Consider the following 18,751-nt stretch of genomic DNA (forward strand, 5'->3'; position numbering starts at 1 on the left):
CTCGCCCGCGCGCGGCACGCCGCAGGGCCCTCACCCCGTGGCGTTGCCGCGCGAGCGGCTTCAGGCCGCCAGTGCTTGTTTGTCGCCCGCCTTGGCCATTTCGCCCAAGGCTCGTTTGTATTCGTTCGGGAACACCTTCACGAATTTGCGACGCGCGCCGTCCCAGTCTTCGAGCAGCGCCTTCGCGCGCGTGGAGCCCGTGTACTGGAAATGGCGCTCGATCAGTTCGCGCAGTTGTGCCTCGTCGGTCTGGCCGCGATGCCACAGCCCCTGGCTCACCGTGCGCTCCTGCTCGGCGTGCGGCAGCACCGGATCGAGTGCGACCATCGCCGTGTTGCACTTCGCGGTGAACGTACCGTCAGCGTCGTACACATAAGCCACACCGCCCGACATACCGGCCGAGAAGTTACGGCCGGTCTCGCCCAGCACGACCACCGTACCGCCGGTCATGTATTCGCAACCGTGATCGCCCGTGCCTTCCACCACTGCGGTGGCGCCCGAGTTGCGCACGCAGAAGCGTTCGCCGGCCACACCGTTGAAGAAGGCTTCGCCTTCGATGGCGCCGATCATCACGGTATTGCCCACGATGATGTTGTCTTCGGCGTTGCCACGGAAGTCGTTGGTCGGACGCACGATGATGCGGCCGCCCGAGAGCCCCTTGCCTACGTAGTCGTTGCCGTCACCCACCAGATCGAGCGTGATGCCGCGCGCGAGGAACGCACCGAAGCTCTGACCCGCTGTGCCCTTGAGCTGCACATGGATCGTGTCGTCCGGCAGGCCGTCGTGACCGTAGCGCTTGGCCACTTCGCCCGAGAGCATCGCGCCGACCGTACGGTTACGGTTACGTACCGGCTGGATGAACGAGACATGCTCGCCTTTCTCGAGCGCCGGCAGCGCCTTCTCGATGAGCGCATGATCGAGCGCCCCCGTCAGGCCGTGGTCTTGCGATTCGACATGCATACGCGGCACGTCGGCGGCCACTTCCGGCTGATAGAAGATGCGCGAGAAATCGAGCCCCTTCGCCTTCCAGTGCTCCACGCCCGATTTGGTGTTAAGCAGGTCGGCACGGCCGATCAGGTCGTCGAACTTCGAGATGCCCAGTTGCGCCATGATTTCGCGCACTTCCTCGGCCACGAAGAAGAAGTAGTTGACGACGTGTTCCGGCTTGCCCTGGAATTTCTTGCGCAGCACCGGGTCTTGCGTCGCCACGCCCACCGGGCAGGTATTCAGGTGGCACTTGCGCATCATGATGCAGCCTTCGACGACGAGCGGTGCCGTCGCGAAGCCGAATTCGTCTGCGCCGAGCAATGCGCCGATCACCACGTCGCGGCCGGTCTTCATCTGACCGTCGGCCTGCACGCGGATACGGCCGCGCAGGCGGTTGAGCACCAGCGTCTGTTGCGTTTCCGCCAGCCCCAGTTCCCACGGCGTGCCGGCGTACTTCACCGACGAGAGCGGCGACGCGCCCGTGCCACCGTCGTGACCGGCGATCACCACGTGATCGGCCTTGGCCTTCGCGACACCGGCGGCAACCGTGCCCACGCCCACTTCGGACACGAGCTTCACCGAGATCGACGACGAGGCGTTCACGTTCTTCAGATCGTGAATGAGCTGCGCCAGATCTTCGATCGAGTAAATGTCGTGGTGCGGCGGCGGCGAAATCAGGCCGACGCCCGGCACGGAGTAGCGCAGCTTGCCGATGTATTCCGTCACCTTGTGACCCGGCAACTGACCGCCTTCGCCCGGCTTCGCGCCCTGCGCCATCTTGATCTGGATCTGATCGGCCGAGACCAGATAGTCGGCCGTCACGCCGAAGCGGCCCGACGCGACCTGCTTGATGCGCGAGCGCAGCGAGTCGCCATCCTGCAATTCGATATCGGTCTCGATGACATCGCGACCCACGATCGACGCGAGCGATTCCCCCTTCTTGATCGGAATGCCCTTCAGTTCGTTGCGATAGCGGCGCGGATCTTCACCGCCCTCACCCGTGTTCGACTTGCCGCCGATACGGTTCATCGCGACGGCCAGCGTGGCGTGTGCTTCGGTCGAGATCGAACCGAGCGACATGGCGCCCGTGGCGAAACGCTTCACGATGTCCTTGGCAGACTCCACCTGATCGAGCGGGATCGCGCGTTGCGGATCGACGCGGAATTCGAACAGACCGCGCAGCGTCATGTGGCGCTTGCTCTGGTCGTTGATGAGGTTCGCGTATTCCTTGTACGTCTGGTACGAGTTCGAACGGGTCGAGTGCTGGAGCTTGGCAATGACGTCCGGCGTCCACATGTGGTCTTCGCCACGAATGCGGAACGCGTATTCACCGCCGGCGTCGAGCATATTGGCCAGCACCGGATTATCGCCGAAGGCGTCGCGATGCAGACGCACGGCTTCCTCGGCCACTTCGAAGATGCCGATCCCGCCAACGTTCGATGCCGTGCCGTGGAAATACTTCCTGACCAGTTCCTGAGACAGGCCGATGGCTTCGAAGATCTGCGCGCCCGTGTACGACATGTACGTCGAGATGCCCATCTTCGACATGACCTTGTGCAGGCCCTTGCCCACGGCCTTGACGAAGTGCTTGATCGCCTTTTCAGGCGTCAGATCGCCGCCTTGCTTGCGGGCGATCTGGGCAAGCGTTTCCATCGCCAGGTACGGGTGCACGGCTTCCGCGCCGTAGCCCGCGAGCAATGCGAAGTGGTGCACTTCACGCGCCGAACCGGTTTCGACCACCAGGCCCGTGCTCGTGCGCAGCCCCTGCGTGACCAGATGCTGGTGCACGGCGGACGTGGCGAGCAGCGCCGGGATCGCGACTTGTTCGCGGTTCGTCAGACGGTCGGAGACGATCAGGATGTTGTAGCCCGACTTCACGGCGTCAATGGCTTCGGCGCACAGCGACGCGAGGCGTGCCTCGATGCCTTCCTTGCCCCACGCAACCGGATAGCAGATGTTCAACTCGTACGAGCGGAATTTGCCGCCGGTGTACTTGTCGATGTGGCGGATCTTCGAGATTTCCTTGAAGTCCAGCACCGGCTGCGACACTTCGAGACGCATCGGCGGGTTGATGTTGTTCGTGTCGAGCAGGTTCGGCTTCGGGCCGATGAACGACACCAGCGACATCACCATGTTCTCGCGGATCGGGTCGATCGGCGGGTTCGTCACCTGCGCGAAGAGCTGGCGGAAGTAGTGATAGAGCGTCTTGTTCTTGTTGCTCATGACCGCGAGCGGGCTGTCGTTGCCCATCGAGCCCACGGCTTCTTCGCCATTGATCGCCATCGGCGTCATCAGCAGCTTGACTTCTTCCTGCGTGTAGCCGAACGCCTGCTGCAAGTCGAGCAGCGGCGTGGCGGTGTCGTGATGCACACCAGCCTCTTCGACCTTCGGCTCGATCTCATCGAGCTTGATGCGCACAGCGTCGATCCAGCTCTTGTACGGCTTCGCGTTGGCGAGGTTGTCCTTGAGTTCCTTGTCGTCGATGATGCGGCCCTGCTCCATGTCGATCAGGAACATCTTGCCCGGTTGAAGACGCCACTTCTTGACGATCTTCGACTCCGGTATCGGCAGCACGCCCGACTCCGACGCCAGAATAACCATCTCGTCGTCGGTAATCACGAAGCGCGCCGGACGCAGACCGTTACGGTCGAGCGTCGCGCCGATCTGACGGCCATCGGTAAACGCGATCGCGGCGGGGCCGTCCCACGGCTCCATCATCGCGGCGTGGTATTCGTAGAACGCGCGGCGGTTCTCGTCCATCAGCGTGTGCTGTTCCCAGGCTTCCGGGATCATCATCATCACGGCGTGCGCGAGCGGGTAGCCGGCCATCGTGAGCATTTCGAGGCAGTTGTCGAACGATGCGGTGTCCGACTGGCCCGGATAGATCAGCGGCCACAGCTTTTGCAGATCACTGCCGAGCACTGCCGACGAGATCGCGCCCGTGCGGGCGTTGATCCAGTTCACGTTGCCCTTCACGGTGTTGATTTCACCGTTGTGCGCGACCATGCGATACGGGTGCGCCAGTTCCCAGGCCGGGAACGTGTTCGTCGAGAAGCGTTGGTGAACGAGAGCGAGTGCCGAGACGGTGCGCGGATCGGCCAGATCGCGATAGTAGCGACCGACCTGATCGCACAACAGCAGGCCCTTGTAGACGATGGTGCGTGCCGACATTGACGGCACGAAATATTCCTTGCCGTGCTTGAGCTTGAGCGCCTGGATACGGTGGCTCGCCGTTTTGCGGATGACGTACAGCTTACGCTCGAGGGCGTCCGTCACCATGATGTCCTGACCGCGACCGATGAAGATCTGACGGATCACCGGCTCGGTGGCCTTCACGTTGGGCGACATCGGCATGTCGCGATCGATCGCGACATCGCGCCAGCCCAGCACGACCTGCCCTTCAGCCTTCACGGTGCGTTCGAGTTCCTGTTCGCAGGCCAGACGCGACGCGTGCTCCTTCGGCAGGAAGATCATGCCGACGCCATATTCACCGGCCGGCGGCAGGGTCACGCCCTGCTTGGCCATTTCTTCACGGTAGAACTGGTCGGGAATCTGCAACAGGATACCGGCGCCGTCCCCCATCAACGGGTCGGCACCGACGGCGCCCCGGTGATCGAGGTTTTCGAGAATCTTCAGGCCCTGCTCGACGATAGCGTGGCTTTTCACGCCCTTGATGTGCGCCACGAAGCCCACGCCGCAGGCATCGTGTTCGTTGGCCGGATCGTACATGCCCTGTGCGTCCGGCGCCAAGTACGCCTCACCCGGCAGCGCTGCTGCCGTCGCAATCGGTTGTTGTTTCATTTCCACGAGTTACACCGTCTCTTGGCGAGGTCGCCGCGCGCATGCTCGTCGCGGTCGACCGGGTTAAGTGGGGTTGGCCGGGCGGGCCAGGGCTGCGGATTCGCGCGCGTCGAAGATCGTTCTCGGGCGTCGCCACAGAAGCCGACTCAGCGCGCACGCTTTTGCGCATCGCACCAATCGGCCGAAGTTGGAATATACGCCATGAAATTCACAATGACAAAATATTTTAATGGGGTCAGATTCTAATTAAAAACCGCACCAAAAGAAGGCTTGTTTTTATTGGGGTCAAATCAATTTCGCACGATAAAGATTTGAGGAAAGATTCGTGATTTCAAGTGCTTGGGAGATAGACGGCGGACCGGAGCCGGCCCGCCGGGAGGTGCATCAAAGGGTATCGGACACCGGCTTTCGGGGGCGGCCACGCGTTAGCGGACTCACCCGGCGATTCGCGGCGAGCGACATGCGCGCCTGATACTCGGGGCCGCCGAGCAACCACCCTTTTTGCGTTGCTGTACGCAGTGCGTCGATCTCATGCGGTGGCAGCGGAATCGAGAACCCCTCTGCGTAAGCGCGCTGACGTTCGAACGGCGTATTGCCGAGCGCCCAGTACAGCGCGTGGTCCGTCACCAGGCTGTCGACCGTGAGGCCGACGTGATGGTTGTAACTCGACCACACGTAATTACCTGGGGCGTCTACCAGACCTGCGCGTACCGGATTGAGCTCGACATAACGGCTCGCCAGCAGCAGATAGTGTTCGGCCTCGATCACCGTGGCGCGATACCGGCCTTCCCACAGGGTGCCGGTGCGGTGGTGGCGACGGTTGAAATACAGCACGTAATAGCGGCCGACCGCCTGCAAGGTTGCCGGCAGACTGCGCTCGTCGGACGGCGTAGCGACCAGATGCAGATGGTTCGGCATCATGCACCACGCGTGAATCGCCAATCCGTTGGCGCGCGCCGCGTCGCGCAGCCGGTCGTGGAATACGCGGCGGTCTTCATCGTCCACGAAGATTGCTTGCCGGTTATTGCCGCGCAGAATGACATGCTGCGGTTGGCGCGGAATAAAAAGTCTCGGTAATCGGGCCATGCTTGTTTAAATGTAATTCTTTAAAGCTCGACATCACGATTCACGAGAGAGTTTTATCTCGAAAAATCTCTTTAAATACTGATATCCAGCCAAACCCGTTAATTCGTGCAAAAGCTCTAGATCCGGCAATTGCGCCATGAAATCCCAAGCGCATAATGCACCGAAAAATAAATAAATAATCTTGGGAGGATAGACAAATGACAACTCGAACCTATCGGTTCGCGGCGCGCCTTTGCGCGCTCGGATTCGGCATTTCCCTGGCGTCCACCAGCGCCATTGCCCAACAAGCCGGCGACAACGTCGTCAACCTCGGATGGTTTCACATCGCCCCGCAAGACTCCAGCAAGCCGATGACCACCAGCGTCACTCAGGAGGGTCTCACACCGGCCCTGGTGCCGTCGAACTTCACTTCTCCCGGCAGCGGCGCGAAGGTCAGCAACGCCGACACGCTCGGGCTTGTCGTTACCCACTTCTTCACCGACAACATTGCCTTGCAGACAGTGGCCGGTGTTCCCGCCAAATTCAAGCTCACGGGTCAGGGCGTGATCGCACCGCCAAGCATCGCCGGCGCGCTTACGAGTATCGACCTCGGCGTGGCGCAAAACAACCCGATTGTGCAAAGCGTTCGCCAATGGAGTCCGGCGCTCGTGCTGCAATATTACTTCGGACAAGCCAATTCGTCGTTGCGCCCTTTTCTGGGTGTCGGTGTGAGCTACACGTTCTTCACGAACGTCAGTCTCAATCCGAATTTCGAAGCGGCACTGAATCAGAATTTCGGTAGCGTGCTTGCATTGACTTCCGGGCATAACGGGCCAACGAGCGTTGAAGCGAAATCGTCGGCGTCGTGGCAACCGGTTTTTAACGCCGGCCTTTCCTACGCCTTCGACAAACACTGGGTCGCGAGCGCATCGGTCTCCTACTTGCCACTCAAAACCACCGCGAACATCAAGATCAAGGCGCAGGACGGAACGGTTCTCTCGTCATCGGACGCCGAAATCAAGCTGAATCCGATTGTGACCTTCGTATCGCTCGGCTACAAGTTCTAAAACTCAGTGTGCGGGACGCAAAATGCGTCCGGCATGTCGGACTCCGCAGTGAATTCCCAAAAGCGTGCCTGACGTATAAGGGCACGCTTTTCTTTCGTCCAGCGCTTTTTTCTAGGGGCATTCCATGATTCGATGCGCGGAAACAACACCTTTAGAGCGCGGCCTCCAGACTCTTGCTATCCGGCGTTTTGCACGGTCGGCATAATGGCCCTGAATTTCATTTAACGGAATTCTCAACAATAAAGAATCTTGAGCAGGAGACGAATCGATGAAGTTGAAGCATTTGACAATTGCTGCCGCAGCCATGCTGACGGCATCGGGGGCCACCTTCGCACAGCAAGCTGGCGATAACGTTATCAACCTTGGCTGGTTCCATCTCTCGCCCCAGGTCTCGAGTAAGCCGCTGAATGTGACGGGATCGACCGTACCTGGCCTGGCCAATGCGTTGAACAGCCGCCTGGGCAACACCGGCGCACAGGTGGACGACGCCGACACGGTGGGCCTCACGGTTTCCCACTTCTTCACCGACAACATCGCCGTGGAAGCTGTGCTCGGCCTTCCGCCGAAGTTCCGCCTGTACGGCCAGGGTAGCCTTGCGTTGCCGGGTGGAGGCTCGCTCGCCTCGGCCAAGCAGTGGAGCCCTGCGCTGTTGCTGAAGTATTACTTCGGCCAGGCAAACGACAAGTGGCGCCCGTTCCTGGGTATCGGGGCCAGCTACTTCTTCTACTCGAACATCGAACTCACGCCGGGCTTCCAGTCGCTGGCCAGCAATGCGCTGACCCTCGGCCCCGGCGGCAACACGACGGCAAGTCTGACCAATTCGTGGGCTCCGGTCTTCAACGCCGGTATCAACTACAACATGGACAAGCATTGGACGCTGGCTTTCTCGGTGTCGTACATCCCGGTCAGCACGACGGCCAAGCTGACGACGACTCGCGGTCCGATCACGACGACCAGCGAAGCCAAGGTCAGACTGAACCCGGTGGTGACGTTCCTGTCGCTGGGTTATCGCTTCTAACCAGCCTCGACGCGTCGAAAGACGCGTCAAGCGGTTCCGAAAACGCCGCCTCGCGCGGCGTTTTCTCATTTCTGGCAACAACGTAGGCGTCTTCTCACACGATCTTCAGCAAACACACCGCAACTTTCTTTCTTCCTCCACTGTCTCTGAAGGTGTACGCACGCGAACTGCCGCGCCATAATGGCTGTTCGCCTCAGGGTTCCACCGGCGTCGGCCCAACCAGGGTGCATCGAACGCCGCATTTCAATACCACCTTTTGGGAGTCTGAAAATGGGAATTACCTCGAAAGCGGAAACAGTACTCAACAGCGGTCTGGAAGATGCGCGCTATGCCGGACGACGTGCGGCGCGCGCAGCGCGTCTGGCAAACGGCGATGTTTCGGCGCGTGTGCGCGATCTGCTGGACGATCTTGAGCACGCCCTCTCCAACGCCAAATCGGCTTCGGATGTTGAGGCCCTGCGAGCCGAAATCGGCGACAAACTCCGGCAGGCGCGCAGCGACTTCGGCGATGTGCGTGCCAACCTGCGCCGCCGCGCCAACGAAGTCTGGGAGGAAGCCGACGGCTACGTGCACGAACGTCCGTGGCAGACCTTGGGCGCCGTAGCCGCCGTGGCGCTGGTACTCGGTTTCATCGCGGGACGCAGTTGATCGTTCCCGGCAAGGCATTGCACACGTCCGGGTTTTCCGTCTGACGAAGCGATCCAGATTCTCGTCGGCACGGCCAGGATGAAAGCAGCCGGCAAATGCCGGCTGTTTCGTTTTATTCCCTCACCGGGCCTCAAAGCGTGGGCTCGATCGTGAACAACCTGCGGTATTCCTTGATGGCGTAACGATCCGTCATCCCAGCGACGTAGTGCGCGATCCAGCGCGGCTGATCCTCTGCATTCCCGGCGCGGTAATTCGGTGGCAGCAAGCGGGGATCAGCAAGGAAAGCATCGAACAGCTCCTGAACGATACGCTGCGCTTTCGCGGCCATGCGCATGACAAGGTAGTGCCGATACAGGTTATCGAACAGGAACCGCTTGAGGTGTCCTGCCTGCTCGCGCATCTCGCTGCTGAAAGCCACTAGCGGCCCAGCGCCGCGCACGTCATCCATCGAGGACGGCGAAGCGTCCGTCACACGTTGGCGTGTGGTCGTAATCAGGTCGACGATCAGTGCGTTGATGATCCGTCGCGTTGTTTCATGCACCAGCCGCCGACCGGAAATCTCCGGCCATGCTAACCGTGCTTCAGCGCAGTAGCGCTTCCAGAGCGGTACGTCGTCAAGCTGATCGAGTGACAGCAAACCTGAGCGCACGCCGTCGTCGATATCGTGATTGTTGTACGCGATCTCGTCGGCGAGATTGGCAATCTGCGCCTCGATGCCGGGCTGGCGTCCCTTGAGGAAACGTTCGCCAAGCTCGCCCAAGCCTCTCGCATTGGCGCGGGAGCAATGCTTGAGAATGCCTTCGCGGGTCTCGAAACAGAGGTTCAGACCGTTAAAGCCGCCGTAATGCTCCTCGAGTTCGTCGACAACGATCAGGCTTTGCAAGTTGTGCTCGAACCCGCCGTGGTCCTGCATGCAGGCGTTGAGCGCGTCCTGTCCGGCGTGGCCGAAGGGGGTGTGCCCCAGGTCATGCGCCAACGCTATCGCCTCGATGAGATCTTCGTTGACGCGCAGATTCCTCGCGATCGACCGGCCAATCTGCGCGACTTCCAGACTGTGCGTCAGACGCGTGCGGAACAGATCGCCCTCGTGATTCACAAAGACTTGCGTCTTGTATTCGAGCCGGCGAAATGCGGTCGAATGAATGATGCGGTCGCGGTCGCGCTGAAAGTCCGTGCGCGTCGTGGATACCGGCTCCTTGAACCGCCGCCCGCGTGACGCGCTGGAGCGCGCCGCGTAAGGGGCAAGCGACGCTTCGTAATCGATCATCGCCAGCCCTCCGTCCTCAAGTATTGGCGCGCAAGGTAGCGCGAAGTTCGGCGTCGGGAACGCTCGTCATGAACGCCTGCCCCAGCCGGTTAAGCAGCACGAAGCGGATGTCCCCGCCTTCCGCCTTCTTGTCGACCCGCATCAGAGCGATATAGCGATCTTCCCCGAGGTCCGGCCCCTTCACTGGCAGCTTGGCCGCCGTGACCAGCGCCTTGATACGCGACAGGAGGGCTTCGTCGATGAAGCCCAACCGAGCCGACAGATCGGCGGCCATCACCATACCGCATCCCACGGCTTCGCCATGCAGCCATTCGCCGTAGCCAAGCCCGGCTTCGATGGCATGACCGAACGTGTGGCCGAAATTCAGCGTAGCACGCAGGCCTTGTTCACGTTCGTCGCTGGCGACGACTTGTGCCTTGATCTCGCAGGAACGCTGCACCGCATAAGAGAGCGCCGCCGTATCGCGGGCATTCAATGCGTCGATACTCGCTTCGATCCAGTCGAAGTACTTTTCATCGGCAATCGCGCCGTGCTTGATGACTTCTGCCATCCCGGCCGCCAACTCACGCTCAGGTAACGTGGACAACGTGCCAATGTCGGCGAGTACCGCGCTCGGCTGCCAAAACGCCCCGATCATGTTTTTGCCGAGCGGATGGTTGATGCCCGTCTTGCCGCCGACGGACGAATCCACCTGCGCGAGCAACGTCGTCGGCACTTGCACGAAGGGAACACCCCGCATGTAGCAGGCGGCGGCAAACCCCGTCATGTCGCCGACGACACCGCCGCCCAGCGCGATGAGTGTAGCCTTACGGTCCGCCTGCGCCCCCAGCAGCGCGTCGAAAATCAGATTGAGCGTCTGCCAGTTCTTGTGTGCCTCTCCATCGGGTAGCACTGCGGTGACCACGCGCTTGCCGAGTCGTTGCAACGTTGCTGCGACACGTTCCGCGTAAAGCGGGGCAACGGTCGTGTTCGTCACGATCACGGCGTGCGTGCCACGCACATGCGGCGCGAACAGGGCTTCCTGCGTAAGCAGGTCGGTGCCGATGTGAATGGGGTAGGCGCGCTCGCCGAGATCAAGTTTGAGGGTAATCATGCCGCTTGTTGTCATGTTCAGCGATATCGGCGGAATCAGCGAGGAAGCGTGTCGGGTGCGGGTGTCGCAGGTGTCGTCTGCGGCGCATCCTCGCGACCGGCTTGCGCGGGATCCCCGTCGCTGCCGTCCGCCTGCCCTGTCATGTCGTGCGCTACATCGTGCGCGACGTCGCGAGCCTCGGCTTGCGCACCCTCGGCGGTGTCCGGCACCTCGTGCGACACCCCGGCGTTGCTGGGTACGATCCCAGCCATTTCCAGTTGCATCAGCACCATATTGACGAGCGCATTGACGCTCGGCCGACCGGTCTCGATGACAAAGGTCGCGCATTCGCGATACAGCGCGTCGCGCTCCTGGAACAACTGCTCGAGACGCGCTCGCGGGTCTGCGGTTTGCAGCAACGGACGGTTCTTGTCGCGACGCGTGCGCAGCCAGAGATCGTGCGGATTGGCGCGCAGATACACGACGGTGCCCCGCGACTTGATGTTCTCGCGATTTTCGGCGCGCAGCACCGCGCCCCCGCCCGTCGCGAGTACGATTCCACTGCGTTGGGTGAGTTCGTCGATGGTCTGGGCTTCGCGCTGACGGAAGCCGTCCTCGCCTTCGTGTTCGAAGATGACCGGAATGCGCACACCCGTGCGCGCCTCGATCTCATGGTCGGAGTCATAGAACTGCCGTCCAAGACGTCGTGCCACTGCGCGTCCAACCGTGGTCTTGCCCGCCCCCATCAATCCGACAAGTATTACGTTTTCCAGCATAAATCGCTGATATTTGGGTTCCAGCCCCCGATGATACCGGGATATGCGTCGGGCGTGCGGAACGCGTCGCCTCGGGGAACACCCCGGTAAGCCGGGGATGGCCAAACAGCAGGACGTTTGGCGACGGTTCGAAGAGCGCTGCCGGCAACGTCCCCGATGCTGGCGGGATGCGGGCTGCTCGGGGGGAGTTCGGGGTTGCGCCCTGTGCTGACGCTTGCCCCGGCGCCAGCGCATGCGCGCCATCCACCGCGCCACCGGGGCTCGACGGGCCGGCTTTCGTGCCCATGCTCGTGCCCGCGCCCAAGGATGAATGCCTCGCAGGATCGGCAGTAGCTTCACCATGCTTACCCTCAGGCACCACGCTGGGCGTGAGAAACACCAGCAGTTCAGTACGGCGGTCGTTGTTGGCTCGATTACGGAACAGCGCCCCCAGCAATGGCACATTCCCCAACCATGGCACGCTGGCATGAGTGTCGCGGCGCTCCTCCTGGTAGATCCCGCCGATAGCCACGGTCCCGCCGTTCTCGACCTGGACCTGCGTCTTGACGTGCCGGGTGTCCACAGCAAAGCCCTCGGCCACGGCTTGCCCAATGCTGTCCTTGCGCACGTCGACATCCAGGATCACCTGACCATCGGGCGTGATCAGCGGCGTCACTTCGAGCTTCAGCGTAGCCTTGCGAAATTGGACGGAAGTCACGCTACGACGCCCGCTGCGGGTCTGGTATGGCAACTCCGTGCCTTGCTCGATGACGGCCTGAATCTTATCCGCCGTGACCACGCGCGGCCGGGAAACGACACGCCCACGCCCGGTCGTCTCGAGCGCCGACAGTTCCAATTGCAGAAAGCGCGTTGCCGAGCGACCGAATAGCGTGATTGCCAGACTGGGCGGCGTGACGCCTGCCAGCGCCGCCGCAGACAGGCCAACGTCGAGCGTATGGCCTTGCGACTGTCCATCGCTCTGGTTCGTGCCGCCGTTGCCGGACGAATTGCCTGCCGCAGGTCGGCCGCGCGCCCTCTGCCCACTATCTCCCCGCCCGTCGTATCCCGCCAGCCGGATGCCAAGCGACTCACTGAACCGGTCGTCGGCTTCAACGATGCGCGCTTCGATCAGCACCTGCCGCACGGGTACGTCGATCCGCGCAACGAACGAAGCCAGCGCATCGAGTTTTTCCGGTAAGTCGGTCACGAACAATTGGTTCGTTCGCGGATCGGCGATCAGACTGCCTCGCGAGGACAACAGCCGCTGCCCCTTACGGTCTTTCTCGCCCATGATGATCTCCCGCAACGCCAACGCCCGGGGGTAGTTCAGCGTGAAGCGCCGGCTGGCCAGCGGCAACAACGCCTCACGCTTTGCCGCAGCCTCCAGTTGCGTCTGCTCGTCGGCCAGCAGGTCAGCTCGCGGGGCGATCCAATCGACGCCGTTCAGGGATTGGACGCCGAGGCCGGCACTCCGGATCATCACGTCGAATGCCGTGGCCGCAGACACACACCGCACCTCCATGTCGAGGCGCCCTGCAACACGCTCGCCGATCACCACGCTCCGCTCGGTCAGACGCGCGAATGCCCGTAGCGCATCGACCACGTCGACACCATGGAGCGTGATATCAACGCACAGCGCATCCGCTGTCCGTTGCCGTGACGGCTCCTCGTGCCATGTCGCCGCCAATCCGGGCGTGGTCGTGCGTCGCAGCGTGACTTGACGCGATCCCGCACGCATCGATCCGACCGGCGTCCCATCGTCGTCCGATGCCTGCTGCGGCCCGGAAGGTGACATCGTCACGGCGTCTTGCGCGGAATGACGTGTGAGCGGTGTGCGAAAGACGTCATTCGTGTCTTCGGGCATGCGCCAGCGCGACGCAGGCACCGGCAACGCCGGCAAAGGCTGCGCCACGGGCGCACCGGGCAGATCCGAGGGCTGCTGCCAGAGGTAGGCAGCCACCGTGACGGTGAGTCCGGCGTCGGCATCGCCTGCACCTGTCGCGCCCGACGATCCCCATCCGGGCCCCTGAAGCGACAGGTGCTCGACAGCCACATGACGCGGCACGCTGTCGATCTCGGCGAGCCAGCCAAGCAAGTTCGAGACGGGCCCCCTGACGCGGACTTCCGCCCGCTCGATCGCGATATCGCCCGCTAACGCCGACGGTCCCGCGCGGGCCGTCTCCAACGTCAGGCCCGCGCGAGCAACGAGATGCTCGAGATCGGCACGCCACGCCGAATCCGCGTCATTCGCGGATTCGGGCAGCGGAGTCTCGGACTGACCCGTTGCCAGAGCGTCATCGCCTTCGCCTTTCACGGCGAGCGGCAGCAAACGCCGCCAGGCCGCCGACTCGGCCTCTGCATCTTGAAGCGCCGCCATCAGGACGGGCAATCGACGCGCAGCGTCGTGAGCACTATCCAATGTCTGCTGCTCGACGCCGAGATCCTTCTGCAAGGTTGCGCGCGCAGGCAAGCCCACCAGCCACCAGACCGACCACGCCATTGCAAGGCCCATCAGCCACGCGAGGCTTGCCAGCGCCCACCGCACCGGCCGCGCCCATTCGGCCGGCGAGACCGAGCGCCATGCCGACCGTCGCGCGCGCCAACGGGCCACCACGTCGTGAAAAATGTCGCGGACATCATCCGGCGGAGGGTGCTCACCGTACATCGGGCACCTCTTCTCTCGATGCAACGCCGGCATCCGCATCGACGGCGAGTGCAATCGGTTTAGCGTCCACTTTCCATTCGATACGTAGCGTGAATCGCCGGATGTTCGGCGCCAGTGCCTGCGCCGCAGCGCTCACCCACTGACGTCTGACGCGCTCCGGTACGACACTCGATTCGACTTCCGCCACTTTGCGCACCCACGGTAGCGCTCTCAAGCGCTTCTGTGTTTCGCGCACTCGCGATTGCGTCGTCGCATAGCCCTCGACACGTAGCTGAGCGTCGCCCGTCGTCACCGCGGTCAATCGCACGCCGTCGGCGCAGGCGCGCATGATGTCCAGCAATCGGTAAGCGACGGGTTGCCGCCGTTCGACCAGTGCGACGGCAGCCCGGCGATGAGCATGCATGATGGCGAGTTTGCGCCCCGTGATGTCGAACGCCGTCAACGTTGCGCTCAACTTGTCGCTGGCTACGCGTAACACTGCCAATTGCGCCAGCGCCTCACGATGCAGGTGAATGTCGCGGACAATCGGCACAAGCGACGCCAGCGCGCCGAACGCCGCCACGCACGCCCACATGCGGCATTGCCGCCGAAAGTCGCGCTGCCGTCGCTGAGCCAAGGTGGGAAGGAAATCGAGCGGCGGCATTTCCACACTCATTCGCATGCCACCCCCTGCATCGACATGGCACGCAGTGCGAGCCCGCACGGCACAGCAAGCGATGTGCGTTGCGCGAACGTCTGACGCCTCGGCCCCGCCGCACCCTGCGCCTCAAAGCGCCGCAGCGGATCGAATGGCCTCACCGGTATGCCGCACGCCGCACCCAAGGCATCGCAGATCGCCACGAGCTCACCGGGACTCGCGCCCTGCGCAGCCACGTACATGACGCGGGGACCGACCGGCAGCTTGCCCGCCAACTCTCGCACAACGCTTGCCAATGCATCGGGATGCGCACCGACGCCATCGAATCGCTCTCGCGCGTCGGCAACACAGGTGTCTGAGTCGAATACCGACAGATCGAGATCGTGAGCATCCACCTGCAACAGCGCCTTAGGCGTGCCGGCTCGCTCGGGCGCACTCGCGTCGCCATCTGTCGGCCACGCCCATCGGAATGCTCTGCGCCCCGCCTCGTGCGCCGCGTCGATCGCATGCACGCGAAGTCCCGACATTTCGAGCACGGCGACGCGGTCGTCCACCAATTCGGCCTCGCAGGCGTACAACCGCAGCCGGTGATTGCCCGGGTCGGCCCACGTCACACCGACACGATTGCGCAAATCGGGGTCGCCGTCCCCAGGCAACAACAAGGCGGCGCGCCGCTCGCACCAAGCGCGCAACGCACGCGCCGGAAGGTCCGCCGGATAGTCGACGACCTGCGTTTTGAGCCCGTGCGCAGGTAGGGCGAGCACGATGGTGTCATCATGCAAATCCGTGGCGTTGATGCCGATTCGTTCCAGTAGCTCGTCCAGACGACGGGCTGCCGCTTCCGGCTTGGCGATCAACGCACCGCGCAGCATGTCATCCTCCAACACGGCCGACCCGTGGCCGGCCAGACGCAATCGCGCAAGTCCGGCCACACGCGTCAGGCGAACGAAATGCAGGCCGCCAGCGTCAAAATAAATACCGCAACCCCCACCCCCGGCGCGCGGCAACACCGCCGAAAACTGGCTGCCGACGTGGCGCACACTGCGCAAGACCGCTTCGATCATGACGTCCTCCCTTCTCTCTTCTTGTCGATGTGATCGATGCTATCCAGCGCAACGAGACAGCCCAATCGGACCAGTCCGAATCCACGCGTCGACGAGGTAAGCGAGATGCGCTTTAGGAATTCACGCCGCTTTTTCTTCGTCCAATTCCTGGAACCCGTAGGCCTGAACCCCGATTTCGGGGGGCTGCAACGGGAGGTTGCGGGTCGTTCGTTATAATCGGCCCATCGATTTTTCCGGTTCCCCCATGGCAAGCACACCCCAAACTGAGACACCCCGCGACAAGCGCCCGCCCAAATTGCGCCGCTCCATCTGGCTGCGCCTCGCTCTTTGGTTCGCCGGCCTGATCGCCGCGATGGTCGTCTGTGGCGCGTTGCTCGTGGGGTACATCCTGGTGGTGATGACGCCACAGTTGCCATCGCTCGACACGATCGTCGACTACCGGCCCAAGATCCCGTTGCGCATTTACACCGCCGATGAAATCCAGATTGGCGAATTCGGTGAGGAGCGTCGCAATCTGGTGCACTTCGCCGATATTCCGGACGTCATGAAGAAAGCGGTGATCGCCATCGAGGACGATCGCTTCTATCAACACGGCGGGGTCGACTTCATCGGCATTTTCCGCGCGGGCGTCGCGAATTTCACACGTGGCGGGTCCTCGCAGGGCGCCAGTACGATCACGATGCAGGTCGCGCGCAACTTCTTCCTGTCGAGCGAGAAAACCTATACGCGCAAGATTTACGAAGCGCTGCTCGCCTACAAGATCGAGTCACGCCTCACGAAAGATCAGATTCTCGAGCTATACATGAATCAGATCTATCTCGGAGAACGCGCCTACGGCTTCGCCAGTGCGGCACGCGTCTACTTCGGCAAGGATCTGAAGGACATCACGCTCGCTGAGGCCGCCATGCTCGCCGGACTGCCTAAGGCGCCGTCGGCATATAACCCGATCGTCAACTACAAGCGCGCTCGCGTGCGTCAGGAGTACATCCTCAAGCGGATGTACGACCTCGGGTACATCACGAAGGCCGAATACGATCAGGCCATCGCACAGGAACTGGTAGTGCGCGGGCTGGGCAGCGAGTTCAGCGTGCATGCAGGGTACGTCGCGGAAATGGTTCGCCAGTTGCTCTACGCCCAGTTCAAGGACGAGATCTACACGCGTGGCTTCAACGTCTACACGACGATCAATTCCGCCGATCAGGAAGCCGCCTACGAGGCATTGCGCGCCGGCGTCATGGCTTACGAGTTGCGTCATGGCTATCGCGGCCCCGAGGCCAATATCGATCTGCCGGACGATCAGGACGAGCGCGAACAATTGATCGACGACACGCTGGTCGAGCATCCGGACAGTGGCGATATGGTTGCCGCTGTGGTGCTTTCCGCCTCGCCCCAGCAGGTCAAGGCCGTGCTGCTGAATGGCGACGACGTTACCGTGACCGGCGACGGTTTGCGCTTTGCCGCAGCCGGTTTGAATGCAAAAGCCCAGCCGAAACAGAAGATTCGCCGGGGCTCGGTGATTCGTGTGACAAAAGATGCGAAGGAAAACTGGCAAATCGTGCAGATGCCGGATATCGAAGCGGCGTTCGTATCGCTCGACCCACAGAACGGCGCCATTCGATCGCTGGTCGGTGGCTTCGATTTCAACCGGAACAAGTTCAACCACGTCACACAGGCGTGGCGTCAACCGGGCTCGAGCTTCAAGCCGTTCATCTACTCGGCGGCCCTTGAAAAGGGCTTCGCGCCGGCGACCGTCATCAATGACGGCCCGCTGTACTTCACGGCGGCGCAGACGGGTGGTCAGCCGTGGGAGCCGAAGAACTACGGCGGCGGCTTCGAAGGCCCGATGCCGATGCGCGTTGCGCTGATGCGCTCACGCAACCTCGTGTCCATCCGAATCCTGCAGAGCATTACGCCTGGCTATGCGCAGAAGTTCATCGGACGATTCGGCTTCGAAGCCGATAAGCATCCGGCCTATCTGCCGATGGCGCTGGGTGCGGGGATGGTCACGCCACTGCAAATGGCGAGCGCCTATGCAGTGTTTGCCAATGGCGGCTTCCGCGTGAATCCGTTCATCGTGGCGCGCATTACCGACTCGAAGGGTAATGTCGTCATGGAGGAAAAACCCTCCATGGCGGGCGATGAGACGATCCGGGCCATTCCGGCACGCAATGCGTTCATCATGAATTCGATGTTGCACGACGTCGCGACACGCGGGACCGCAGCCAAGACCAACGTGCTCAAGCGCAGAGATCTGGCCGGCAAGACGGGTACGACAAACGATTCGCACGATGCCTGGTTCGCCGGCTATCAGTCGCAACTGGTGGGCGTGGCGTGGATCGGCTTCGATCAGCCGCGCAATCTGGGCGATCGAGAAACGGGCGGCGGTCTGGCACTGCCGATCTGGATCGACTACATGTCGAAGGCCTTGCGCGGCGTGCCGGAATCGACGCGGGCGATGCCGCAGGGCATCATTCAGGCGAATGGCGACTACTTCTACGATGACTATCCGCCGGGACGCGCGGTGAGTACGGTCGGTTTGAGCGCCGATACCGCGCCGGATGGGTCGGCGGCGCCCGGCCCGTCGGGCGGATCGCTGCCCGGTCAGATACCCGCTCAATCGAATCCAGCCCCCGTACCGGTGGACCGTCAGGAGCGTCAGCGCATTTTGGACATGTTCAACAGCAAGCCCTGACGCGGTCCTCCGG

At 62.3% G+C, this 18,751-nt stretch carries 11 protein-coding genes and 1 pseudogene; 4 read left to right on the forward strand and 8 right to left on the reverse strand.

Features of this window, described 5'->3' with window-relative positions; translation table 11 throughout:
• Positions 1-60: 60 nt before the first annotated feature.
• Together PHO31112_RS15015 and PHO31112_RS15020 are read right to left on the reverse strand one after the other, a co-directional pair.
• Positions 61-4,788, reverse strand: coding sequence for a glutamate synthase-related protein (locus PHO31112_RS15015; RefSeq protein ID WP_484555862.1), 4,728 nt, complete (start codon positions 4,786-4,788; stop codon positions 61-63).
• A 384-nt stretch (positions 4,789-5,172) separates the two neighbouring features.
• Entirely contained in the window at positions 5,173-5,874 is a 702-nt protein-coding gene (locus tag PHO31112_RS15020; protein ID WP_010808150.1) for a transposase, read from the reverse strand.
• Between the two features lie 197 nt (positions 5,875-6,071).
• On the opposite strand from PHO31112_RS15020, the gene PHO31112_RS15025 reads away from it, so the two are divergent.
• From PHO31112_RS15025 to PHO31112_RS15035, 3 genes are all read left to right on the forward strand, one after another.
• Positions 6,072-6,920 (forward strand): OmpW/AlkL family protein, encoded by an 849-nt coding sequence (locus PHO31112_RS15025; protein WP_150621236.1) that lies wholly within the window; start codon positions 6,072-6,074, stop codon positions 6,918-6,920.
• A 268-nt stretch (positions 6,921-7,188) separates the two neighbouring features.
• Positions 7,189-7,938, forward strand: coding sequence for an OmpW/AlkL family protein (locus tag PHO31112_RS15030; protein ID WP_150621237.1), 750 nt, complete (start codon positions 7,189-7,191; stop codon positions 7,936-7,938).
• 270 nt (positions 7,939-8,208) lie between these two features.
• On the forward strand, positions 8,209-8,586 hold the full coding sequence (locus PHO31112_RS15035; RefSeq protein ID WP_174995725.1) for an ElaB/YgaM/YqjD family protein: 378 nt from the start codon (positions 8,209-8,211) through the stop codon (positions 8,584-8,586).
• A 130-nt stretch (positions 8,587-8,716) separates the two neighbouring features.
• On the opposite strand, the gene PHO31112_RS15040 is transcribed toward PHO31112_RS15035, so the two are convergent.
• The 6 genes and pseudogenes from PHO31112_RS15040 to pilM form a co-directional block, all read right to left on the reverse strand.
• Positions 8,717-9,853: a deoxyguanosinetriphosphate triphosphohydrolase gene (locus PHO31112_RS15040; protein ID WP_150621239.1), complete on the reverse strand. Its 1,137-nt coding sequence runs from the start codon at positions 9,851-9,853 to the stop codon at positions 8,717-8,719.
• 16 nt (positions 9,854-9,869) lie between these two features.
• A complete protein-coding gene (aroB, locus tag PHO31112_RS15045) occupies positions 9,870-10,946 on the reverse strand; it encodes a 3-dehydroquinate synthase (protein WP_150621240.1) in 1,077 nt (358 codons plus the stop codon).
• Between the two features lie 236 nt (positions 10,947-11,182).
• Positions 11,183-11,701 (reverse strand): annotated as a pseudogene (locus PHO31112_RS15050) (shikimate kinase); the annotation flags it as partial.
• On the reverse strand, positions 11,607-14,345 hold the full coding sequence (pilQ, locus tag PHO31112_RS15055; protein WP_174995726.1) for a type IV pilus secretin PilQ: 2,739 nt from the start codon (positions 14,343-14,345) through the stop codon (positions 11,607-11,609). The gene pilQ and the pseudogene PHO31112_RS15050, both read right to left, overlap by 95 nt.
• Positions 14,335-14,988: a PilN domain-containing protein gene (locus PHO31112_RS15060; protein WP_150621243.1), complete on the reverse strand. Its 654-nt coding sequence runs from the start codon at positions 14,986-14,988 to the stop codon at positions 14,335-14,337. The genes pilQ and PHO31112_RS15060 overlap by 11 nt, the downstream gene beginning before the upstream one ends.
• A gap of 8 nt (positions 14,989-14,996) precedes the next feature.
• The gene (pilM, locus tag PHO31112_RS15065; RefSeq protein ID WP_150621244.1) at positions 14,997-16,046 is read right to left on the reverse strand and encodes a type IV pilus biogenesis protein PilM; all 1,050 of its coding nucleotides are present in this window, start codon (positions 16,044-16,046) and stop codon (positions 14,997-14,999) included.
• Positions 16,047-16,290: 244 nt separating this feature from the next.
• Here pilM and PHO31112_RS15070 point away from each other — a divergent pair, with 244 nt between their 5' ends.
• Complete coding sequence (locus PHO31112_RS15070; protein WP_150621245.1) at positions 16,291-18,738, forward strand: penicillin-binding protein 1A; 2,448 nt, start codon at positions 16,291-16,293, stop codon at positions 18,736-18,738.
• The last annotated feature ends 13 nt before the right edge of the window (positions 18,739-18,751 follow it).

The organism is Pandoraea horticolens, assembly GCF_902459555.1.
Lineage (GTDB): Bacteria > Pseudomonadota > Gammaproteobacteria > Burkholderiales > Burkholderiaceae > Pandoraea > Pandoraea horticolens.

Bases quoted from the DNA above. Each gene is read 5' to 3' on its own strand.
- PHO31112_RS15060 (WP_150621243.1), bottom strand. From the start codon at position 14,988: ATGCCGCCGCTCGATTTCCTTCCCACCTTGGCTCAGCGACGGCAGCGC.
- pilQ (WP_174995726.1), bottom strand. From the start codon at position 14,345: ATGTACGGTGAGCACCCTCCGCCGGATGATGTCCGCGACATTTTTCAC.
- aroB (WP_150621240.1), bottom strand. From the start codon at position 10,946: ATGATTACCCTCAAACTTGATCTCGGCGAGCGCGCCTACCCCATTCAC.
- PHO31112_RS15040 (WP_150621239.1), bottom strand. From the start codon at position 9,853: ATGATCGATTACGAAGCGTCGCTTGCCCCTTACGCGGCGCGCTCCAGC.
- PHO31112_RS15070 (WP_150621245.1), top strand. From the start codon at position 16,291: ATGGCAAGCACACCCCAAACTGAGACACCCCGCGACAAGCGCCCGCCC.
- PHO31112_RS15035 (WP_174995725.1), top strand. From the start codon at position 8,209: ATGGGAATTACCTCGAAAGCGGAAACAGTACTCAACAGCGGTCTGGAA.
- PHO31112_RS15025 (WP_150621236.1), top strand. From the start codon at position 6,072: ATGACAACTCGAACCTATCGGTTCGCGGCGCGCCTTTGCGCGCTCGGA.
- PHO31112_RS15020 (WP_010808150.1), bottom strand. From the start codon at position 5,874: ATGGCCCGATTACCGAGACTTTTTATTCCGCGCCAACCGCAGCATGTC.
- PHO31112_RS15030 (WP_150621237.1), top strand. From the start codon at position 7,189: ATGAAGTTGAAGCATTTGACAATTGCTGCCGCAGCCATGCTGACGGCA.
- PHO31112_RS15015 (WP_484555862.1), bottom strand. From the start codon at position 4,788: ATGAAACAACAACCGATTGCGACGGCAGCAGCGCTGCCGGGTGAGGCG.
- pilM (WP_150621244.1), bottom strand. From the start codon at position 16,046: ATGATCGAAGCGGTCTTGCGCAGTGTGCGCCACGTCGGCAGCCAGTTT.